The 19,636-nt window shown below is 61.6% G+C and carries 19 protein-coding genes and 4 pseudogenes; 10 read left to right on the top strand and 13 right to left on the bottom strand.

The window, feature by feature from the left end; genetic code table 11:
* Nucleotides 1-34: 34 nt before the first annotated feature.
* Nucleotides 35-1,342: a guanine deaminase gene (gene guaD / locus FHX09_RS07620; RefSeq protein ID WP_132588841.1), complete on the top strand. Its 1,308-nt coding sequence runs from the start codon at nt 35-37 to the stop codon at nt 1,340-1,342.
* Between the two features lie 50 nt (nt 1,343-1,392).
* On the opposite strand, the pseudogene FHX09_RS07615 reads toward guaD, so the two are convergent.
* Nucleotides 1,393-1,780 (bottom strand): annotated as a pseudogene (locus FHX09_RS07615) (LysR substrate-binding domain-containing protein); the annotation flags it as partial.
* On the opposite strand from FHX09_RS07615, the pseudogene FHX09_RS07610 reads away from it, so the two are divergent.
* The 4 genes and pseudogenes from FHX09_RS07610 to FHX09_RS29750 all read left to right on the top strand — a co-directional run.
* Nucleotides 1,771-2,340 (top strand): annotated as a pseudogene (locus FHX09_RS07610) (aldo/keto reductase); the annotation flags it as partial. The pseudogenes FHX09_RS07615 and FHX09_RS07610 overlap by 10 nt on opposite strands.
* 71 nt (nt 2,341-2,411) lie before the next feature.
* Nucleotides 2,412-2,513, top strand: a pseudogene (locus FHX09_RS29755) (oxidoreductase); the annotation flags it as partial.
* A 79-nt stretch (nt 2,514-2,592) separates the two neighbouring features.
* A pseudogene (locus tag FHX09_RS07605) lies at nt 2,593-3,021 on the top strand (pyrimidine reductase); the annotation flags it as partial.
* Nucleotides 2,975-3,241, top strand: coding sequence for a dihydrofolate reductase family protein (locus FHX09_RS29750; RefSeq protein ID WP_246699411.1), 267 nt, complete (start codon nt 2,975-2,977; stop codon nt 3,239-3,241). The pseudogene FHX09_RS07605 and the gene FHX09_RS29750, both read left to right, overlap by 47 nt.
* A 12-nt stretch (nt 3,242-3,253) precedes the next feature.
* Here the strand turns inward: FHX09_RS29750 and FHX09_RS07600 are convergent, their stop codons facing one another.
* Nucleotides 3,254-4,105 (bottom strand): LysR family transcriptional regulator, encoded by an 852-nt coding sequence (locus FHX09_RS07600; RefSeq protein ID WP_184449669.1) that lies wholly within the window; start codon nt 4,103-4,105, stop codon nt 3,254-3,256.
* Between the two features lie 97 nt (nt 4,106-4,202).
* Here FHX09_RS07600 and FHX09_RS07595 point away from each other — a divergent pair, with 97 nt between their 5' ends.
* Nucleotides 4,203-5,171, top strand: coding sequence for a quinone oxidoreductase (locus FHX09_RS07595; RefSeq protein ID WP_183719213.1), 969 nt, complete (start codon nt 4,203-4,205; stop codon nt 5,169-5,171).
* Between the two features lie 76 nt (nt 5,172-5,247).
* The gene (locus FHX09_RS07590) at nt 5,248-6,390 is read left to right on the top strand and encodes an alpha-hydroxy acid oxidase (protein ID WP_184449667.1); all 1,143 of its coding nucleotides are present in this window, start codon (nt 5,248-5,250) and stop codon (nt 6,388-6,390) included.
* A gap of 8 nt (nt 6,391-6,398) precedes the next feature.
* Here FHX09_RS07590 and FHX09_RS07585 read toward each other — a convergent pair whose 3' ends face one another.
* The 9 genes from FHX09_RS07585 to FHX09_RS07545 all read right to left on the bottom strand — a co-directional run bounded on the left by FHX09_RS07585 (nt 6,399) and on the right by FHX09_RS07545 (nt 12,234).
* Nucleotides 6,399-7,139, bottom strand: coding sequence for a metallophosphoesterase family protein (locus FHX09_RS07585; RefSeq protein ID WP_184449665.1), 741 nt, complete (start codon nt 7,137-7,139; stop codon nt 6,399-6,401).
* Nucleotides 7,140-7,142: 3 nt separating this feature from the next.
* Complete coding sequence (gene uraH, locus FHX09_RS07580; protein WP_007789769.1) at nt 7,143-7,499, bottom strand: hydroxyisourate hydrolase; 357 nt, start codon at nt 7,497-7,499, stop codon at nt 7,143-7,145.
* A complete protein-coding gene (locus tag FHX09_RS07575; protein ID WP_007789768.1) occupies nt 7,496-7,996 on the bottom strand; it encodes an ureidoglycolate lyase in 501 nt (166 codons plus the stop codon). Before FHX09_RS07575 ends, uraH begins: the two co-directional genes overlap by 4 nt.
* Nucleotides 7,997-8,000: 4 nt before the next feature.
* Nucleotides 8,001-8,363 carry a HepT-like ribonuclease domain-containing protein gene (locus tag FHX09_RS07570; RefSeq protein ID WP_132588846.1) on the bottom strand — a complete coding sequence of 121 codons (363 nt, stop codon included), beginning with the start codon at nt 8,361-8,363 and terminating at the stop codon, nt 8,001-8,003.
* Nucleotides 8,360-8,650: a nucleotidyltransferase family protein gene (locus tag FHX09_RS07565; protein WP_132588847.1), complete on the bottom strand. Its 291-nt coding sequence runs from the start codon at nt 8,648-8,650 to the stop codon at nt 8,360-8,362. Before FHX09_RS07565 ends, FHX09_RS07570 begins: the two co-directional genes overlap by 4 nt.
* Nucleotides 8,651-8,701: 51 nt before the next feature.
* Entirely contained in the window at nt 8,702-9,199 is a 498-nt protein-coding gene (uraD, locus tag FHX09_RS07560) for a 2-oxo-4-hydroxy-4-carboxy-5-ureidoimidazoline decarboxylase (RefSeq protein WP_132588848.1), read from the bottom strand.
* Nucleotides 9,199-10,122 (bottom strand): allantoinase PuuE, encoded by a 924-nt coding sequence (gene puuE / locus FHX09_RS07555; protein ID WP_007789761.1) that lies wholly within the window; start codon nt 10,120-10,122, stop codon nt 9,199-9,201. Before puuE ends, uraD begins: the two co-directional genes overlap by 1 nt.
* Before the next feature lie 98 nt (nt 10,123-10,220).
* Entirely contained in the window at nt 10,221-10,943 is a 723-nt protein-coding gene (locus FHX09_RS07550) for a DUF1045 domain-containing protein (RefSeq protein ID WP_132588849.1), read from the bottom strand.
* Between the two features lie 112 nt (nt 10,944-11,055).
* The gene (locus FHX09_RS07545; RefSeq protein WP_132588850.1) at nt 11,056-12,234 is read right to left on the bottom strand and encodes an FAD-binding oxidoreductase; all 1,179 of its coding nucleotides are present in this window, start codon (nt 12,232-12,234) and stop codon (nt 11,056-11,058) included.
* On the opposite strand from FHX09_RS07545, the gene mnmD reads away from it, so the two are divergent.
* Nucleotides 12,233-12,949 carry a tRNA (5-methylaminomethyl-2-thiouridine)(34)-methyltransferase MnmD gene (gene mnmD, locus FHX09_RS07540; RefSeq protein ID WP_184449663.1) on the top strand — a complete coding sequence of 239 codons (717 nt, stop codon included), beginning with the start codon at nt 12,233-12,235 and terminating at the stop codon, nt 12,947-12,949. The genes FHX09_RS07545 and mnmD overlap by 2 nt on opposite strands.
* Here mnmD and FHX09_RS07535 read toward each other — a convergent pair.
* A complete protein-coding gene (locus FHX09_RS07535) occupies nt 12,946-15,786 on the bottom strand; it encodes a response regulator (protein ID WP_184449661.1) in 2,841 nt (946 codons plus the stop codon). The genes mnmD and FHX09_RS07535 overlap by 4 nt on opposite strands.
* 258 nt (nt 15,787-16,044) lie before the next feature.
* On the opposite strand from FHX09_RS07535, the gene FHX09_RS07530 reads away from it, so the two are divergent.
* Together FHX09_RS07530 and FHX09_RS07525 are read left to right on the top strand one after the other, a co-directional pair.
* Complete coding sequence (locus tag FHX09_RS07530) at nt 16,045-16,455, top strand: hypothetical protein (protein WP_132588853.1); 411 nt, start codon at nt 16,045-16,047, stop codon at nt 16,453-16,455.
* Between the two features lie 335 nt (nt 16,456-16,790).
* The gene (locus FHX09_RS07525) at nt 16,791-18,473 is read left to right on the top strand and encodes a DEAD/DEAH box helicase (protein WP_184449659.1); all 1,683 of its coding nucleotides are present in this window, start codon (nt 16,791-16,793) and stop codon (nt 18,471-18,473) included.
* A gap of 48 nt (nt 18,474-18,521) precedes the next feature.
* Here the strand turns inward: FHX09_RS07525 and FHX09_RS07520 are convergent, their stop codons facing one another.
* On the bottom strand, nt 18,522-19,424 hold the full coding sequence (locus FHX09_RS07520) for a DMT family transporter (protein ID WP_183719201.1): 903 nt from the start codon (nt 19,422-19,424) through the stop codon (nt 18,522-18,524).
* Between the last annotated feature and the right edge of the window lie 212 nt (nt 19,425-19,636).

Genomic DNA, 19,636 nt, shown 5'->3' with positions numbered 1-19,636 from the left:
GCCGCGCAACAAGACAATCGAGAGGCAGAAAGCCATGACACACACCCTTCTCCGCGGCCGCCTCCTCTCCTTCCTGCGTGCCCCGCAAGACCTCGGCGATAGCGGAAGCTACCTCTACGAAAGCGACGGTGCCCTCTTGATCAAGGACGGTCTGATCGTCGCCTGCGGCGCCTATGACACGGTGAGCGCGCAAGCCCCCGCTAATGCCGTGACCGTCGATCATCGTCCGCATCTGATCATGCCGGGCTTTATCGACATGCACCTGCATTTCCCGCAAATGCAGGTGATCGCCTCTTATGCTGCAAACCTGCTGGAATGGCTGAATACCTATACCTTCCCGGAGGAATGCCGTTTCGTCGAAAGCGCCCATGCCGCACGTATCGCCACGCATTTCTACGACGAGCTCGTGCGTCATGGGACGACGACGGCGGTCGCCTATTGTTCCGTCCACAAGACCTCAGCCGATGCCTTCTTCGCTGAGGCGTTGAGGCGCAACATGCGCATGGTCGGCGGCAAGGTGATGATGGACCGCAACGCCCCGCAGGGCCTGCTCGATACGCCTCAGATGGGCTACGACGAAACCCGCCAGATTATCGCGCAATGGCACCGCAAGGGTCGCAACCACGTCGCGATCACCCCGCGCTTCGCGATTACCTCGACGCCGGCGCAGATGGAGGCCACGCAGGCGCTTGCCCGCGAATTTCCCGACCTGCACATCCAGACGCATCTGTCGGAAAACCACGACGAAATCAAATTCACCTGCGAGCTTTATCCCGAGGCGATCGACTACACCGATATTTACGCACGCTACGGCCTGCTCGGCGACAAGACGCTCTTCGGCCACTGCATCCATCTCTCGGATCGCGAGGCGGATGCAATGAGCGAGGCAGGCTCGGTCGCGGTCCATTGCCCGACCTCGAACCTCTTCCTCGGCTCTGGCCTGTTCCCGCTGAAGGCGCTCGCCCGCCGCGAAAAACCGGTACGCATCGGCGTCGCCACCGATATCGGCGGCGGCTCAAGCTATTCCATGCTGCGCACGATGGACGAGGCCTACAAGATCCAGCAGCTGCTTGGCGAGCGCCTGAACCCACTGGAAAGCTACTACCACATGACGCTCGGCAACGCCCGGTCGCTCTCGCTCGCCGATCGGATCGGCACGCTTGATGTCGGCTCGGACGCCGATATCGTTGTCCTCAACGCCGCCGCAACGCCTGCCATGGCGCTGAAGATGGAGGTCGTGAAGACGCTGCCGGAAGAACTGTTCCTGCTGCAAACCATGGGCGACGACCGCGCGATCGTCGAGACTTACGTGGCGGGCGTTGCGGCCAAGAGTGCGATGTGAGGTTCCGCGGCGACAGGTCGCCCGCAGACGGCGGGCAGACGTAGCACGTCTCACGCCCGGTAGCGAAGCGCGTTCACGAGCAGGGCGAAAGCCGGCGATGTTTGCCGGCGGCTCGGATAATAGAGGTGGTATCCGGGGGAAAGGCGCACACCAATCCTCAAGCACGCGGACAAGCCGTCCATCGGACAGAGGCTGTCGCACCAGTGCTTCTGGCACAAAGGCCAGGCCAAGTCCTGAAAGCGCAGCATTCAACCGCAGCTGGGCATTGTTGAACACCAGTTGCCCCTCCACGCGCACCTTCACTTCGCGCCCGTCCTTCCCGAATTCCCAGGCATAAACCCCGCCGTAGGTCGGCAGGCGTAGATTGATGCAGTTGTGGTCGGTGAGATCGGCCGGCGTCTTTGGCTTCGGCCGCCGCTCGAAATAGGCAGGCGCTCCCCCGCGAAGGCAAGGTCAAGCATTTCGGCCTCTCCGAGGCGGGCGCCAGGACGATCCGCCGCGCGCATGCGGTGCAGCCCGTCGCCGCCCTTCAGAGCGAATATTCGCTGTGGTGGCGCGAGCCGGAACAGGAAATCCTGCCGACGCTCGAGGAGCTCGGCATCGGCTTCGTTCCGTTCAGCCCACTCGGGAAAGGTTTCCTGACCGGCGCGATCAACGAGGCGACGACCTTCGACAGCAAGGACTTCCGTAACGTCGTGCCGCGCTTCTCCGCCGAGGCCCGCAAGGCCAACCAGGCGCTCGTCGATCGGCTCAGCGAGATCGCGCGCCAGAAGGACGCGACGCCGGCGCAGATCGCTCTTACCTGGCTGCTGGCCCGCAAGCCCTGGATCGTTCCGATCCCCGGCACGACGAAGATGCACCGCTTGGACGAGAATATCGGCGCCGCCGCGGTACAACTAACAAGCGACGATCTCGCTGCCATCGAGACCGCACTCGCCGACATAAAGGTCGAGGGCGACCGCTACCCGGCGCATCTGCAGGCGAGAGTCGACCGCTGAGCGGCGGCGAAGCGGACGGAAAGGATCTGCCATGACCGACAGTTCAAGGATAAGGTCGTCGAGATGGCGGCCCCCCCAATTCCTTCGCAAGCATGGTGGCCTTCGCAATGAGCCAGCCGGAGGACGTCGACGTGAACGAAATCCTGTTCAGGCCGACAAAGCAGGAATATTGACATCGAGGGCGACGCTCCGGCCGCCTTTCGCCACCTACCGGGATCGGAGGACCACGTGAAGCCTTACGTCATCCTGCATATGGGATCGAGCATCGACGGCCGGATCGTGACGTCGCAATGGCCGAAGGAGATGACTGCCGCCTTCACCGCGATCTATGAACGCCTGCACCAGCAGATGAGAGGTGATGCCTGGATCGTCGGACGCGTGACCATGGCCGAATTCGCGGAAGGCGATCCCCGCCCTGTTGAAGCTGGCGAGGTTTTCCCTCGCACGACCTGGAAAGCACCAGGGGCTGGAAAAGGTCACTACGCCGTTGCCGTCGATCAGGGTGCCAGGCTGCATATGAACATCGACACGATCAACGGCGATCCGATCGTGATGATCCTGCCGGAGACGGTGCCGGACAACCATCTAGCGGAACTGCGCCGCGACGGTATCTCCTATCTCTTTGCCGGTCGGCATGAGATCGATCTTGCTCTGGCGCTTGAACGCATCCGTGCCGACTTCGGCACTGACCGGCTCTTGCTCGAAGGCGGTGGCGGTATCAACGGCAGCTTCCGCAGGGCTCATCGACGAGATCAGCCTGCTGATCCTGCCTGTTGCCGACGGCAGCGTGAACATGCCGATGACCTTCGACCGCGCCGCCGAGCCGGCAACGAGCCTGCAGCTTGTTTCGGTCGAGCAACTCCAAGGCGACGTCGTCTACCTGCGCTATCGTCCAGGATAACGCTGGCGGCCGCTATTTCGACCACGCAATCGACTTCAGCGCGTCCATGACAACCCGGATGATCGGCACATTACGGATGTCGGCATGCACGACCAGCCAGAGTTCACGCGTCAGCGGCTGCCGCTGAGGAATCGCCTCGACCAAGTCGTCAAGCTCGGCCAGCATGAAATTCGGCAGCATGGCGATGCCGCCGCCGGCGCGCGCCGCCGCCAGCTGGAATTCCAGCGTCGTTGCCCTGAGCGTCACCTTCCTCCCCTCAGTCGCCTCGGCAAGCCGCATCGATTGCGGCGCGCTCGCCATCGTTTCGTCATAGGCGATAAAGGTTCTCTGCTCCTTCGGCGTCGCGGCCAGATAGGTAGCCGTGGCATAAAGGCCGAAGGCGACATCTCCAAGCTTGCTGATGACGAAGTTGCCCTGCTCCGGCTTTGTCATGCGAACCGCAATATCCGCCTCCCGCCTGTCGAGCGAGGCGTAGCGCGTCTCGCCAACGATCGTGATGCCGATATCGGGGTGGCGGGCTCGCAAAGCAACAAGCGTTGCCGGCATCATTGCGGCGGCGAGTGTCGGTGGCGCGCTGATCCGGACCTCGCCGGCAAGCGTTGCGCCGGCCGCAAGCCCCAGCCGTTCGATGGCAAGCGCCTCCTGCCCCATACGCTCCGCCATTCCCGCGATCCGCCCACCCTCCGGCGTCAGCACGATGCGGCGGCCACGCCGATCCACCAGCTTCACACCCATCTGTTCCTCGAGCCCGGCAACCCGGCGGGCAACCGTCGCATGCTCCACTCCAAGGGCGCGAGCGGCCCCGAGCAAGGTTCCGGCGCGAGCCAAAGCCGCAAAGTAGCGAAGGCTTTCCCAATCGATCATTGTTTATTTTTTCCCATTCAATGATAAATAATAGGGAATTTTCGATCATTATGCCATGCGCGATGCTGACTGCAACAGCAATCGGAGTGCACTTTTCATGGACAAGGTCGTTACACTTCTCGCGCCGGGTGGCATCGAGCAATTGCAGGTTTGGGAACAAGCGCCGCAAGAACCCGGCGCAACCGAGATCCGGATACGCCACAACGCGATCGGGATGAATTTCCTCGATATCTACCACCGGCGCGGGCTCTACGCTTTGCCGGCCTATCCCGCCGTGCTCGGCGTCGAAGGCGCCGGCACCGTGGAGGCTGTTGGCAGCCTAGTCACGGATCTGAAGCCCGGCGATCGCATCACCTATGCCGGCGCGCCAGTCGGCGCCTATGCCGCAACACGGCTCTTGCCGGCAGCCCGCGCCGTTCGCCTGCCCGATAGCGTGCCTTCGAACGTCGCAGCCGCATCCATGCTGAAGGGACTGACGGCCTATATGCTGTTGACGAAGACCTACCGCGTCGAGCCGGGAACCACCGTGCTTGTCCATGCCGCCGCCGGCGGGCTTGGAAGTATTCTCGTGCGATGGGCCAAGCACCTCGGCGCAACGGTGATCGCAACCGTAAGCTCGGAGGAAAAGGCTGATCTCGCCCGTGGCTATGGCGCCGATCACGTGATCGTCGGCCGCGACGCAGATGTCGTCGCCACCGCGAAGGCGCTGACCGGCAATCGCGGGGTCGATGTTGCCTATGACGGCATCGGCGCCGGCATGCTCGCAAAATCCATCCAATGCGTCCGTCCCTTCGGGGTCGTCGCAACGATTGGACAGGCCGGCGGGCCGATCCCGCCTGTCTCGGTCGACGAGCTTCGCCCCGGGAAATGGCTGACGCATCCGAGCATCATGGCCTACATCACGGATACTGCGGACTATCTGAGCGCAGCCGAAGCAGTGGTCAAAATGCTGGCCTCCGGCATCACCGCAACGATCGCCCGCAAATACGCTCTGGAGGAGGCAGCAGAAGCCCAGCAATTCCTCGAAGAAGGGCGTGCCGCAGGCAGCCTTATTCTTGTTCCGTAGGCGACGAAAGAGATACACAAAGCCTCGGAAATCATGTTAAGGGCCATGGCATTATTCAGATGTGAAAGTCTTATCCATGGCCACGCCTCTCACGATCGCCGACCTGAAAAGCCTCGCCCAGCGCCGCGTCCCGAAGATGTTTTTCGACTATGCGGATTCCGGTGCCTGGACGGAGTCGACCTACCAGGCGAACGAGAGCGATTTTGCCAAGATCAAGCTGCGCCAGCGCGTGCTCGTCGACATGACGAACCGGACGCTGGAGACGACGATGATCGGCCAGAAGGTGGCGATGCCGGTGGCGCTTGCGCCGACCGGCATGACCGGCATGCAGCACGCCGACGGTGAAATGCTGGCGGCCCGTGCCGCCGAGGAATTCGGCGTTCCCTTCACGCTGTCGACGATGAGCATCTGCTCGATCGAAGATGTCGCTTCGGTTACGACTAAGCCCTTCTGGTTTCAGCTCTACGTGATGCGCGACAAGGACTTCGTGCTCAACCTGATCAATCGTGCGAAGGCGGCAAAGTGCTCTGCCCTCGTGCTGACCGCCGACCTGCAGATCCTCGGCCAGCGCCACAAGGACCTGCGCAACGGCCTTTCCGCACCACCGAAGTTCACGCCGAAACACATCTGGCAGATGGCGACGCGCCCCTTCTGGTGCCTCGACATGCTGCAGACCAAGCGCCGCACTTTCGGCAACATCGTCGGCCACGCCAAGAGCGTTTCCGATCTCTCCTCGCTCTCCTCCTGGACCGCCGAGCAGTTCGACCCGCAGCTTTCTTGGGCCGACGTCGCCTGGATCAAGCAACAATGGGGCGGCCCGCTGATCATCAAGGGCATCTGCGACGTCGAGGACGCCAAGGCGGCAGCCGAAACCGGCGCCGACGCCATCATCGTCTCCAACCATGGCGGTCGCCAGCTCGACGGCGCCCCCTCCTCGATCAGCATGCTGGAGCCGATCGTCAATGCCGTCGGCCACAAGATCGAGGTGCATCTGGACGGCGGCATTCGCTCGGGACAGGACGTGCTGAAGGCAATCGCCCTCGGCGCCAAGGGCACCTATATCGGCCGCCCCTTCCTCTACGGCCTCGGTGCCATGGGTAAGGAGGGCGTGACGCTTGCCCTCAATATTCTGCGCAAGGAAATGGATGTCACCATGGCGCTCTGCGGCAAGCGCGACATCAACGACGTCAACGCGTCGATCCTGCTCGGCCGTCAGTAAAGACAGAGCTACGGCATCCAGCCCGTCGCAAGCGCGCCTGCCCAATCCAGGCGGGCGTTTTCTTTTGCGAGGCGCGACATAGCCATGTGGTCGTAGGCGACAGTGCGGAAAGCCGGAAGCCAGCCAGCCTGTCCCTTCTCGAGGATGCAATAGGACGCGAGCGGATGGCCGGTCTCGACCTTGTGGTAGTGCGGCACGTCGTCGTCGTAGGCGGGGCAGCCGACGCTGCCGGGATTGACGATCAGCCTGTTGTCGCTGAGGCGAACCACGCGCGGGAGATGGCTGTGGCCGCAGAGGATCAGCGGGAGATCCGCGCCCTTGGCCAGCGCTTCGATCTCCGCAAGCGGCTTCAGGAAGACGTCGCCTTCCGTAGACACGGACTCGAGCCAATAGGTGCTGTCGTCCGCCGGCGTCGCGTGGCAGAGATAGACTTCGTCACGATAGACCTCACGCGTCGGCAGGCTGCGCAACCATTGCAGGTCATCCACTGTCAGCTGATCGAAAGCGGCCGCATCCGAAGCATGCATGGCGTCCCGCGGCTGTTCGATCAGGTAGCGATCGTGATTGCCGCGGACTGTCGGCATGTCCTGCGCCCGCAGCAGTTCCGCGGTTCGTCCTGCGGTCAGCGGACCGCTGAAGCAGTCGCCGAGATTGACGATATCGGTGATGCCCTGCGCCGCAATGTCGGCCAATACAGCCTCGAGCGCCAGATGGTTGCCATGAATGTCCGCAATCGCCGCAAAACGCATGGTCTAGCTGCCGCGATAGGTCGAATAGCCGTAGGGCGAGATCAATAGCGGCACATGATAATGCGCGGTCACGTCGGCGATGCCGAAGCGGATGGGCACGAGATCCAGAAAAGCCGGATGCGGCAAAGCAATACCTTTTGCACGCAGATAATCGCCGGCATGGAAGAGCAGTTCGTAGGTTCCCGCCTTGAAGCTGTCGCCGATCAGGATCGGCCCCCCATCGACACGGCCGTCGGAATTGGTGCTGACCGTCTTGATGTGCCGGCGGACGTCTCCTTCCAGGTGGAAAAGATCGATCCGCAGGCCTTCGGCTGGCTTGCCGGAAGCGGTGTCGAGAACATGCGTGGTCAGTCCGGTCATAGGCTGGGCTCGCTGATGATGAAGGGCGTATCGAAGACGTATTCTTCTAGATTGTTGCCAGGTCCCTCGCGGTCGACGACGAGGAAATCGCTGACGGCACCGAGCGACATCAGGGGATGATGCCAGACGTTGCGACGATAGTTCACGCCCTGATCGCCGCGCGCGAGGAATACGCAAGGACGGCCGGGCCTTCCCCCCTCGTCCTCGGAGACGACGACAAGGTAAGGCCGCCCAGAGATCGGCGAAAAGCTCTGGCTGCCGAACGGATGCCGCTCCATCATGCCGATTTCATAGGGAAAGGCCCTGGGCCGGCCGCGAAAAAGGTTGATGATGACACGCGCACCCTCGCCTGCCGCTTCGGCGGTGGCCAGCGCATGAAAACGCTCGGTCGTGCCGTTGTTGATATAGCGCATCGTTGCCGGATCTGGTGCGATAACGTCGCCGAAGGGCGCGAAGGCGGATTTGGTGAGGGGAAGAATATCGAGTAATTGAGACATTTCACTATTCGCCTTGGATGCGCCAATGGCGTATCGCTTGAAGCTGCGAGATAAGATCCGCCAGATCGCTTCGCACCGTACCCCAAATCGCCGAAAGATCTGCATGATAGTAGTCGTGCACAATCAGATCCCGCATTCCCTTTATTTTTGACCAGGGGAGTTCTGGATGATCGCGAAGGAAATCAGGGTGGTTCGTGCCGATGCGAGCCGCTGCCTCGCCCAAAAGGACCAGGGACATTGTGACAGCCAGCTGGGTTCTAAGGTCCGCCAGAAAGGTTTCTTTGGTCAAACCTTCGGTTAGCGCGCGTGCTTGTTCGGCGGCCTGCTGCATACGATCAATGTACTCCACCAGCCGCTCGACGCTCATACAACGACCGCTTCCGAAAGAATGCGTTCGCGTATTTTCTCCGGCAGGCCACCGGGCGTTACAAGATCGACCTCGATACCAAGCGTCTCTTTCAACTCCTCAAGCAACCCTCCCAGATCGAACAAGGTAGTGCCTGGCAAGGTATCCACCAGAATGTCCAGATCGCTGTCCGGCCGATCTTGCCCTCGCGCCACGGAACCGAAGACACGCGGATTCGCCGCGTTGAAGCGCTTCGTCGCTTCGCGGATCGCCTGCCTGTTCTTCTCCAGCACTTCTGACGGCTTCATGGCGCAACTATAAGTCACGGATGCGAAAGAGAAAAGTCGGAGACGCCTGTTTCAACGCGCCGGCAGCATCGTTTCCAGTCGCAGCAACGCGATGCGCTCGACTTCAGCCGTGGCCGTATCGAACTCTTCGTCGCGGGTTTTGCCGATGCGCTTTTCGAAGGCCGCCAGAATGTCGTCCTTGTTCAAGCCCTTGACGGCAATGATGAAGGGAAAGCCGAATTTCTCGACATAGGCCGTGTTGAGCTCGGTGAAACGGGCATGCTCCTCCGCACTTAGTCGGTCGAGCCCGGCGCCTGCCTGCTCCTTCTTGCTGTCTTCGGTGAGCTCACCTGCTATCGCGAGGCGTCCTGCAAGATCCGGATGGGCGCGCAGCACACCCAGCCGCTCCTCCGGGCTCGCCGCTCGGAAGATGGCGACGAGCGCCGTATGCACCCGGTCCACCGTCAACTCGTCTCCGACGAAACCGTCGTCATAAGCGCGCTCGGCAATGAACGGCGAATGTTCGAAAACGCCGCCGTAACGCGATACGAACTCGTCACGCGACAGCATCAGATCGCCTCAGCCTTGTGGTGGGTGTGCCAATGCTGGGCGATCTCGAGACGCCGTGGCACCCACACCTTGTCGTGCTTCAGCACATACTCGATAAACCGCTTCAGCGCCGCCGCGCGGCCAGGACGACCGACGAGGCGGCAATGCAGCCCGACAGACATCATCTTCGGGCTGCCCGCCTTGCCCTCTTCATAGAGCGTATCGAAGGCATCCTTGAGGTAGGTGAAGAACTGATCGCCCGAGTTGAAGCCCTGCGGTGTGGCGAAACGCATGTCGTTGGTCTCGAGCGTATAGGGGATGATCAGGAACGGATTGTCGTCGATACCCTTCACCCAGAACGGCAGGTCGTCGGCATAGGAATCCGAGGAATAAAGGAAACCGCCCTCCTCCATGACGAGGCGCAGCGTGTTGTCTGAGGGCTTGCCCTGATACATGCCGTAAGGCCGCTCGCCAGTCAGTTCCGTGTGCAAGCGCACGGCTTCCTGAATGTGCTTGCGCTCGACGTCCTCCTGGAAGTCCTTGTATTCCAGCCAGCGGTAGCCATGGCTGGCGATCTCCCAGCCGGCCTCTTTCATGGCCGCGACCGCTTCCGGGTTGCGCGCCATGGCCAGCGTCACGCCATAAACGGTGGCCTGAACGTTGAGCTCGGTGAACATGCGCCACAAGCGCCAGAAGCCGGCGCGCGAACCATACTCGTAGATCGATTCCATGTTGAGGTTGCGCTGGCTCGGCCAGGCTGCAGCACCGACAATTTCCGACAGCAGGTTCTCGGAGGCCGGATCGCCATCGAGAATGCAACTCTCGCCGCCCTCCTCGTAGTTGATGACGAACTGGACGGCCACGCGCGCATCGCCCGGCCACTTCGGATCGGGCGTATTGCGTCCATAACCGATCAGATTGCGCGGATAAGTCTCGGATACCATGAAATCACCTTCCTCAAAGTCGGCGAAACGGTAACACCCGGAGACGGAATGTCGAGACGGAAAGTACGCAACAGAGTTTTGCCGTTGTGGCACAACTCCTAGGCTAGCGCGGGGACGCGATCTTTCCGGGCGCTGACTTTGCCCATCGGATGCAGCGAATGCACGCGAAACGGTCCGCCATTTCCCTCTTCGATCATCAGCGCGACATTCGCAACCTTCACGGAATCGGCAAGCACGGGCTCGAAGACGTCGCGTAGCGCGTGCTCGACTCGTGGCATGTCACAATGGCTGACCGGTCCGGTCAGCGGCATGTGGAAGCGAAATTCGTCCATCACATAGGGGCTTCCCCAGCGGTGCAGATTGGCGAACTGCGCCGCCGACAGACCGCCCGGATCGGTGCGCTCGATTTCCGCCTCGCTCAACGGCGCGCGGAATCGGTCGAACTCCTGAACAACGCCATTGGCAAGATAGTGGACGTGTTCGCAAGGCAGCGACGGCACAAGGCTGTAGAATCCACCGAGCCGGGCCACCTCCAGCCGATTGATGTGAAACGGCGTCAGCGTGCCGCAGAAGCGCATGAGATCACGCAGAAGTTGCGCCTCCGTCACATCGGCGGCCAGGCGGAAGGGCGCCTTCAGGACACCGTGAAACCCGTAGCGGCGTGGCATCGCCGTGTGGAAGGCGATCTCGTGAATGCTCAGGCCGCGTATCGCAATCGGCTCGACCATATCGCCGGAAAACACGTTCCGACCCAACCAATTTGCGGCCACATGCGAGAGCGGGTCGCTCGCAGCGGGCGTAAAGCAAATGGCGTAGCGCATCAAATTTCCTCCGTAGACAAACGGCGCAGCCCTCCGTCGGCGCCGCGATTGCGCTAGCAGATAGGTGATTTGCGTGACAAATTGACGAAAGGCAGGAAATGCTAATTCACGTTTAGCGTGAAGCCACGCGGATGTGATTGGCAAGCAGGAAATTTTCGGGCAGCGCAAAGGGCGGCTGAAGACCGGCGGCTAAGTGGACAGCTGCCGCCGCTAGACGGTGCGCCAAGCCGAAGCTGACCTTGAAGCCACCGGTCAATGCGATCAGGCCGTCGTAGTCAGGGTGCACGCCAATCATCGGATCACGGTCGATTGCCTTCGGCCGCAAACCGGCCCACCGTTCAAGCACAGGCGCACTCTTCAATAGCGGCACCAGCTGTCCGGCTGCCTCAAGCAGTGCGTCGAGCTGTCCATCGGTCGAGAACGGCTCGTCGAAACGATTCTCGCTGGTGCTGCCGACGGCGACGTGGCCGCCCTCGTGTGCAACGATATAGAGCCCGTCACGGAAGATGGTCGGCAAGGATGGGTCGACATCGGCTTTCAACAACGCCGCCTGCCCTTTGACGGGCTGGCCGAGCGGCCGCGCAAGGCCGGCGGTGTAACGCCCCAGCAAGGGAAAGGATTCGTGACCGGCTGCGACGATGCAGCGGCCGAACGCAATGTTACCTGCGGTCGTTTTCGCAGCCTTGCGCTCAAAATCGATATCATCGACCGAAACGTATTCGGCAACCCGCACATGCCGTGCGTCGCGCGTCGATGCGGCCAGTACTGCAGTCAGCGATCGGGGGGCAACCCTTGCCGCAAGCGTATCGTGCACGAAGCCGCTTTCGCCGGCCGCTGCGTCAAGCCAATTCTCCTGGGGAGGCCTGTCGAGGACGTGCCAGTGGAAACGCCGCTCGCCCGCGATCCAGCTATCTTCGGCATCGCGGGAATGACCAAAGGCGATCTCACGCAAATGCGGCTTCGGCAGCGGGATAAGGCGCCCAGAGCGGCGATAGCAGGCGGAAAGGCCCGTCTGCTGTTCCAACGCGGCAATCTCCGCTTCCAGCGAAACCAGCGCATCGAACTGAAATTGCTTCTTGGCGTTCCACTTGTCCGGCATATGGGGCATCAGCGCGCCGAGCAGGCCGCCGCTCGCCCCGTGGCCAAGCCGACCGGCATCGACGAGCACTGCATCGATACCCAGCCTTTCGGCGTGAACTGCCGCCCACAGCCCCATGATCCCACCGCCGACGATCAATAGGGCGGTCGATGATTGACCGGAAGACAAGGCCGGACTATCGGCTTTGGGCATGACAGATACAGATCCTGAAAAAATTGCTGGCGCACATGGGCCGTTGGAGTGGCGCGACGGCGATATGCCCTATTCACCGGCCTTTGGCGATCATTTTTATTGCCAGACCGATGGCAGGTTGGAATGCGGGCATGTCTTTCTGGCTGGCAACGGTTTGCCGCAGCGTTGGCAGGAGCAGAGCGACTTCCTGATCGGCGAACTCGGCTTCGGCACCGGCCTGAACTTTGCCGAAACATGGCGACAGTGGAAGCTCAATCGGCGCATCGGCCAGCAATTGCACTTCATGTCGTTCGAGCTCTATCCGATGCAGCGCCGGGAAATCGACCGTGCACTTTCTCATTGGACAGAGATCGATGCCGAACGGCAAGCCCTGACGGCAGCCTGGCCGGAAACGCCGCAGGGAACCGTATCCCTGAGGCTCGATGACCAGACATCCCTCAGCGTCGTCTGCGGCCGCGCACTCGAAGGTGTTGCGGCCGCTGAGGCGGGCTTCGATGCCTGGTATCTCGACGGCTTTGCTCCGTCGCGCAATGCCGACATGTGGTGCGAGGATTTGATGCGCCTCGTCTGCGAGAAGACGAAGCCTAACGGGACCTTCGCGACATATGCGGCGGCGGGCTTCGTCAGGCGCAATCTGATTGCCGCTGGCTTTGTTGTGGAGCGCCGCAGCGGCTTTGCGGGAAAACGTGAGATGCTCTGTGGCATCAAATCCTAGCTGGCCGAGCGGTCCGCCCGCTGCTCGCTTCTGCCCAGCCATAGCCGCAGCTTTTCTTCAAGCAGTTCCGGGCTGATCGGCTTCGACATATAATCATCCATGCCGGCCTCCAGGCACAGATCACGGTCGACATCCAGCGCATGCGCCGTCACACCGATGATTGGCACGCGATGGCCTTGTCCGCACTCGCGATCGCGTATTGCACGCGTCGCATCATGGCCGTTCATCACGGGCATCGAGACATCCATCATGATGACGCGCGGGGTGTAGCGGTCCCACGCCGCCACCGCCTCCTGGCCGTTGCTGACGACGAGAAAGCTGACGCCGGTTTCCTGCAGGATCTGCTTGAAGACGATCTGGTTGACCTCGTTGTCCTCGGCGACCAGCACATCAATGAACCCCGCCGGCATTCTTTCGGAAGACTCAACTTTGGGAAGCAGCGACGGTGCTGTTTCCTGAACATTGGGGAGTATGTTGAGCGCCGTGGCGATCTGTTTCGTGCGACTGGTACGCACGACGTCGACGATTGTGTTCCTCAGCACGTTGGCCCGCGCCGGCTTCATGAGATAGGCTTGGCCATTAAGCGCCGCGAAGTCCTTCTGCGTCCCCGAAATGTCCATCGACGTCAAGAAGATGATTGGTAAGCGCTCGAACCGGCAGTCCGCACGCAGTTTTCGCGCGATCTCGGCGCCATTCATGCCGGGCATCTGGTAGTCGAGCACAGCCGCATCGATCCCGATGCCAAGTTCGTCCGCCGCCTCGAGGATCGCAACGGCCTCCAGTCCATCCCCGGCGGCCGCTCCATCGAAGCCCCAAACAGCCAATTGCTCAGTCAGTATCTGCCGGTTGACCGCGTTGTCGTCGACAATGAGAACACGCGCGCCCTTCACGTTGACGGGCAGCGGCTTTGGCGCCAACCGCGCCGCGGCCACGACGAAAGGCAGGTTCACGGTAAAGACCGAGCCTTCCCCCGGCTGACTGTCCACCTCGAGGTAACCGCCGAACAGGTCAACCAGCCCTGTCGTGATGGCAAGGCCAAGGCCCGTTCCTTCGTGGCGACGCGTGGAGGATGTATCGATCTGCGAGAACTTGTCGAAAATGGACTCGAGCTTGTCGCCCGGAATACCAATGCCGGTATCTTCGACCCGGATGCTCGCCATGATCTCATCTTGCGCGCCCGGCGTGAAGCCAACGTCCACAAGGACGTGACCGCGCTCCGTGAACTTTACGGCATTGCCGATGAGATTGGTGATGATCTGCCGGAAGCGTCCCGCGTCGCCGATCACCGCCGACGGCAAATCAGGCGCCGTGCGCACAAGCAATTCAATATTCTTTTCGGCCGCAGATGAAGACAAGAGGGTCGCAACATCCTCAATCGCGTCAACCAGATCGAACGTCGTGCGCCTGAGTGTCATCTGTCCGGCATCGATCTTCGAGAAGTCGAGAATGTCGTTGATGATCGTCACCAGCGCATTGCCTGATTTGACGATGACATCGATGAAGGTCTTCTGGCGCGTATCGAGATCGGTCTTTGCCAACAGCTCAGCCATGCCGAGGACGCCATTCATCGGTGTCCGGATTTCATGGCTCATGTTCGCCAGGAACTCCGACTTGACGCGGTCAGCGGCTTCCGCCCGTGACAGCAGCCGCTCGAGCTCGGCCTCGCGCTCCTTCGCTTCGGTGACGTCGGTGAACAACGCAATCCAATGCTGCCGCTCGCTGATGGTAGCGTCCAGGTTGACCCAACGCTCTCCAGCGACATGAAATGGCGTCGAGATCGGTTTCCTGGCCGCGATGTTGTCTCGCCAACTCGTCAGGATTTCATCTTCCTGGCCGTGAAAATCCCCCCGTTCAGCGCAGAACCGGAAGAGATCGATCCACCCCCGGCCGACCGCGAGGTATTCGGGCGGAATGGCGAGGATGTCGCTGAGCGGGTCGCTGGCGAGCAGGATGATCCCGTCCTGAACGATCAGGAGGCCCTGGGACATCGCGCGCGTTGCGTCGTGCATCAGATCGCCCAGATGCTCGAGCGCCGCCCGCGTCTCGTGGACTTCCTTTTCGCGCTCACGGACTGCGGTCACATCAGCATAGGAAAGCAGAACCCGGCCATTGGAGAGACTTCGGCCATCGAAAAGCACGCGCTTACCGCCGACCCAGCCGAGCTCCACCGGCTGCTGTTGCCTCTCCACCACGTGGAAATGCGCCTCCCGCCGAGCAAAGATCTGCTCCGGCGTCACTTTGGCGCCGTAACGCCCGAGCTCGTGATTGTAACGGATTACGTCGATGAAGGCCCAGCCGTCAAAGCGGTTGTCACGCGGCAGATCCCAGACATCGTAAAACTCGTCATTGGCGTAGAGAACGTTGCGCTTGTCGTCGAGGATCATGACACCGACGGGAAGAGCGTGAAGGATGTTTTGAAGATCCTCCGTCAGGGCTTGGCCGTGGGCCAAATCCGACGCCGAAGGCCGATCGTCACTGCGGCATGGCGCCCTCTTCTCGAAGATGCCGAGCACGTAGACACGGTCTGCGGAGGGCGAGAAGCTCTCAATGCGCACCCGCTCGTGCTCGGCACCACGGGAAGCGAAGCAAGCGGCGCTTTCCTCGCTTGCAAAGACGAGAGCGCGCCGCTCCTTGTCCTCGCGGGTCTCCTCTTCCGGCGTATCGATCAGTTCTCGGCTCCGGCGGCCGATAAAATCGGAGATCTCCTTTTCAAAGAAGGACGCATAGGCCCGGTTGACGGCGACGTAGCGAAGCTCGCTGTTCTTGACATAGGCGGGGCGATCCAGATCTGCGATCCGGCGGCAGGCCAGTTCGAGAAGGTCCCCGTTCGATGTCAAGATCAGTCCTCGGTCAGGAAACGTTTGTTCGTCGAACGACTATAGCCGCGCCGCTTTAACAAGGCTTTAACCATGATTCTTGAGGGCATGAGCAATTTGCGTGTTGGCCGGCGCTGTATGATCACAAGCAGTAAACATCCGGGAACTGTGGTATAGTTTCAGTCGTTTCTAAAATGGACTCGTTCAGCTGGCCCGTAAACCCGAACGGCTTCTCCTGGCGGCTTCAAGAACAAGCTTCGTCAACGAAAGGAGACGACCATGTCCGTACTTCGTAAAAGCATGGCGGCGGGCTTAATGGCATTGACCCTGACTGGGACAACCTTCCTCCCGGCAACGCCCGCGAATGCTAACAGCGACTTTTGGGGCGGCGTCGCGGCTGGGGCTGTCGGTGGCATCCTACTGTCGCAGGCTGTACGTCCCTACCCCAACTACGGCTACTATCCGCAGCCATACTATCGGCCTTACTACGGATCGGTGTATCGGCCCTACTACGGCTCCTACTATCGGCCCTATTACCGGCCCTATTACGGATCTTACTATCGGCCATATCCGACCTATCGAAGCTACTACAGACCGTACTACCGCCGCGACTACTACGCACCCCGTTGTTATGTTCAATGGCAGCGCAATGGATGGGGCGAGGCTTACCGTGCAAGGGTATGCTACTGAGGACTGAGCTGGTCTGAAGCGTCACAGGGCCTTCGCGCACAGCCGCTTCTTGAGCTGGCTGCTCTTGACTTTTGGCCCGAACTAGACCAAATGCAGGCCAGCTTTCACCTTCCGGCCGCCGCGTGAGCGTGCTCCTGCCAGCAAATAGGATGCAGGAAGAAGGACAAAAGCGCATTTCATACAGGCCGCATCCCAAGACGCGGCGGAAGCGCTGGAAAGCTTTTTCCAACAAGACAAGTTCCCACTTCACGCGGGGTGCTTGACGCCAGAATGACACCGGGCCGCACTCTGCGTTCCGGCGATATTATTTTGGCGCGCCCTAAAAAGGTTATGACTTGACCAATTTTGAATCGCTTGGTGTTTCCAAGCCGATCGTCGCCACTCTTTTCCAGCTCGGCATTGAAACGCCGACCCCCATTCAGGAAAAGGCGATCCCGCTTCTCCTCGAAGGCCGTGACCTCATCGGCCTCGCCCAGACCGGCACCGGCAAGACGGCCGCCTTCGGCCTGCCGCTCATCGAAAAGCTCATCCCCGAAGAACGCCGCCCCGACAACCGCACCACCCGGACGCTGATCCTGGCGCCGACCCGCGAACTGGTGAACCAGATCGCCACCAACCTGAAGAACTTCCTGCGCAAGTCGCACCTGCGTATCAACGTCGTCGTCGGCGGCGTATCGATCAACAAGCAGCAGCTGCAGCTTGAAAAGGGCACCGACATCCTCGTCGCCACCCCGGGCCGCCTGCTCGACCTCGTCAACCGTCGCGCCATCGGCCTGACAGCCGTGCGCTACCTCGTTCTCGACGAAGCCGACCAGATGCTCGACCTCGGCTTCGTCCACGACCTGCGCAAGATCGCCAAGATGGTGCCGAAGAAGCGTCAGACGATGCTGTTTTCTGCGACGATGCCGAAGTCGATCGCCGATCTCGCCGGCGAATACCTGACGAATCCAGTCACCGTCGAAGTGACGCCTCCTGGCAAGGCTGCCGACAAGGTCGAGCAGTATGTCCACTTCGTCAACGGCAAGAACGACAAGACGGACCTCCTGAAGAAGTCTCTCACCGAAAACCCGGATGGCCGCGCCATCGTCTTCCTGCGCACCAAGCATGGTGCGGAGAAGCTGATGAAGCATCTTGATCACGTCGGCTATTCCGTCGCCTCCATCCACGGCAACAAGAGCCAGGGCCAACGCGAACGCGCCCTCAAGGCCTTCCGCGACGGCGACATCAAGACGCTGATCGCGACCGACGTTGCCGCCCGCGGCATCGACATCCCGGCCGTCAGCCACGTCTACAACTACGACCTGCCGGAAGTTCCGGACGCCTACGTCCACCGCATCGGCCGTACGGCCCGCGCCGGCCGCGACGGCGTTGCGATCGCCTTCTGCGCACCTGATGAAACCCGCCTGCTGCGCGATATCGAACGTCTGATGAACATCGGCATCACGGTTGCCAGCGGCGAAGTCCCGGCCAACATGAACGCGGCTCCACGCCGCGGCAATGGCGGCAACCGTGGCCAAGGTCGCGGTGGCGAGGGGCGTGGCGGTGAGCGTCGTGGCGGCGAAGGCCGTGGCGAAGGCCACCGTGCAGGCAGCCGCCCGGAGCGTCGTCCGCGCCCTGAAGCCGGTGACGAAGTACGCGCCAACAACGAGGAGCGCCGCGAGCGTCGTCCGCGTCCGGAGCGCCAGACCGCCCGCAACGAGGACTTCCGCGGCCAGCGCCGTGGCGAGCCCACGCCTGCCGTCGGTCCGGACAATGATCTGGCCACAACGTCGGACTTCCGTCCGGCCCGTAAGCCGCAGCGCCCGCAGCATGGCAACCACGGCCACGCCGACGCCAACCGCCACCACCCCGGCGGCGGCGCCCGCAATGCCCACGGCCGCCCGGCCCGCAAGCACGGCGAAGATCGCAGCGCTCAGGCCCACGGCGGCGAGCGCGGCGAACGTCGCGAAGGCAATGGCGGCAATCGTCGCGGCGGCCCGCCGCGCGGCGGCAATGGCCAGCGTCGCGAACGCGCCTAGTTTTCAACGTTTAAAGATGATCGGCGGCGGGGCAAACCCCGCCGTTTTTCATTGCAGCTGCTCACGCAGCCGAGATTCGGTCACCTGCCGATTGGTCAGATAGACGCCGGTCACAACCACGATGGTGCCGAGGATCAGGGGCAGCGTCAACGGCTCGCCGAAGGCGACGAAGGCTTCAAGCGCCACCGTCGGCGGCATCAGATAGATGAGCGAAGCCGCCCGTGAGACCTGGCCGCGGCGGATGAGGTAGAGCAACAGTCCGACGCCGCCCATCGACAATCCGAACACCGACCAGACAAGCGCCGCAATGGCCTGCGCCGATCCATCGAAATGCATGCGCTCGAAAGTAAGCACCAGCGGTACCGTGACGATCAGCGCGCCGACATATTGCAGCGTGGCGATGGGCAAAAGGTTGCCCGTCTGCAGATGCTTCTTTTGATAGAGTGTTCCGTAAGTGACGGAACACATGGCGATGAGGTTGATGGCCAGCGGTACGGCGGCATGCGCCAGATCGGCCGTCGCCGGATCGAAGAGCTTCGGCGATATCGCGATGGCGATGCCGAGGAAGCCAAGCAGCAGGCCCAGCCTCTGGGTGCCCTGCAAGCGCTCGCCGACGAGGAGCGGCGCAGCCATGGCCGTCAACAGCGGCTGCAAGGCGGCAATGATCCCTGATATCCCCGCCGGCACGCCATTCGCGATCGCCCACCACAGGCCGGCAAGATAGAAGCCATGCAGGAACACACCGGAGTAGACCGCCTTGAAAGCAACCACCCTGCCCGGCCACGCCGCGCGCATCGCGAGACAAAGGCTGAAAAACGCCAGCGTCGACAATGCATAACGCACCGCGAGGAAGGTGAAGGGCTGCGAATGAATGGCGGCGTATTTCGCCACGACCCAGCCGGTCGACCAGAGAAGAACGAAAATGGCGGGTGCAATGCGATCGAGCGACATGGATGGATCCTGGGGCAACGGAGCGTGCCGCAGATAACCGACCAACAGCCTCTCCGTCAAAGTCGAAGCGTTGATGCTTGCCTGCAGTTTCGTTGATGGGTGGCGCGATCGGTCACTCTGCCGCCTCGCCCGAAAATGAATCGAATGCCGATCTGAAAATAATCAGGTGCCTACATTTTGAGCGGCCACCAGGGATTGAAGACGGCAACGGC

This window comes from Rhizobium sp. BK538, assembly GCF_014197575.1.
In the GTDB taxonomy this organism is placed as follows: domain Bacteria; phylum Pseudomonadota; class Alphaproteobacteria; order Rhizobiales; family Rhizobiaceae; genus Rhizobium.
The sequence above is the reverse complement of the archived record's forward strand: the minus strand, read 5'-3'. Positions and strand labels throughout refer to the sequence as shown.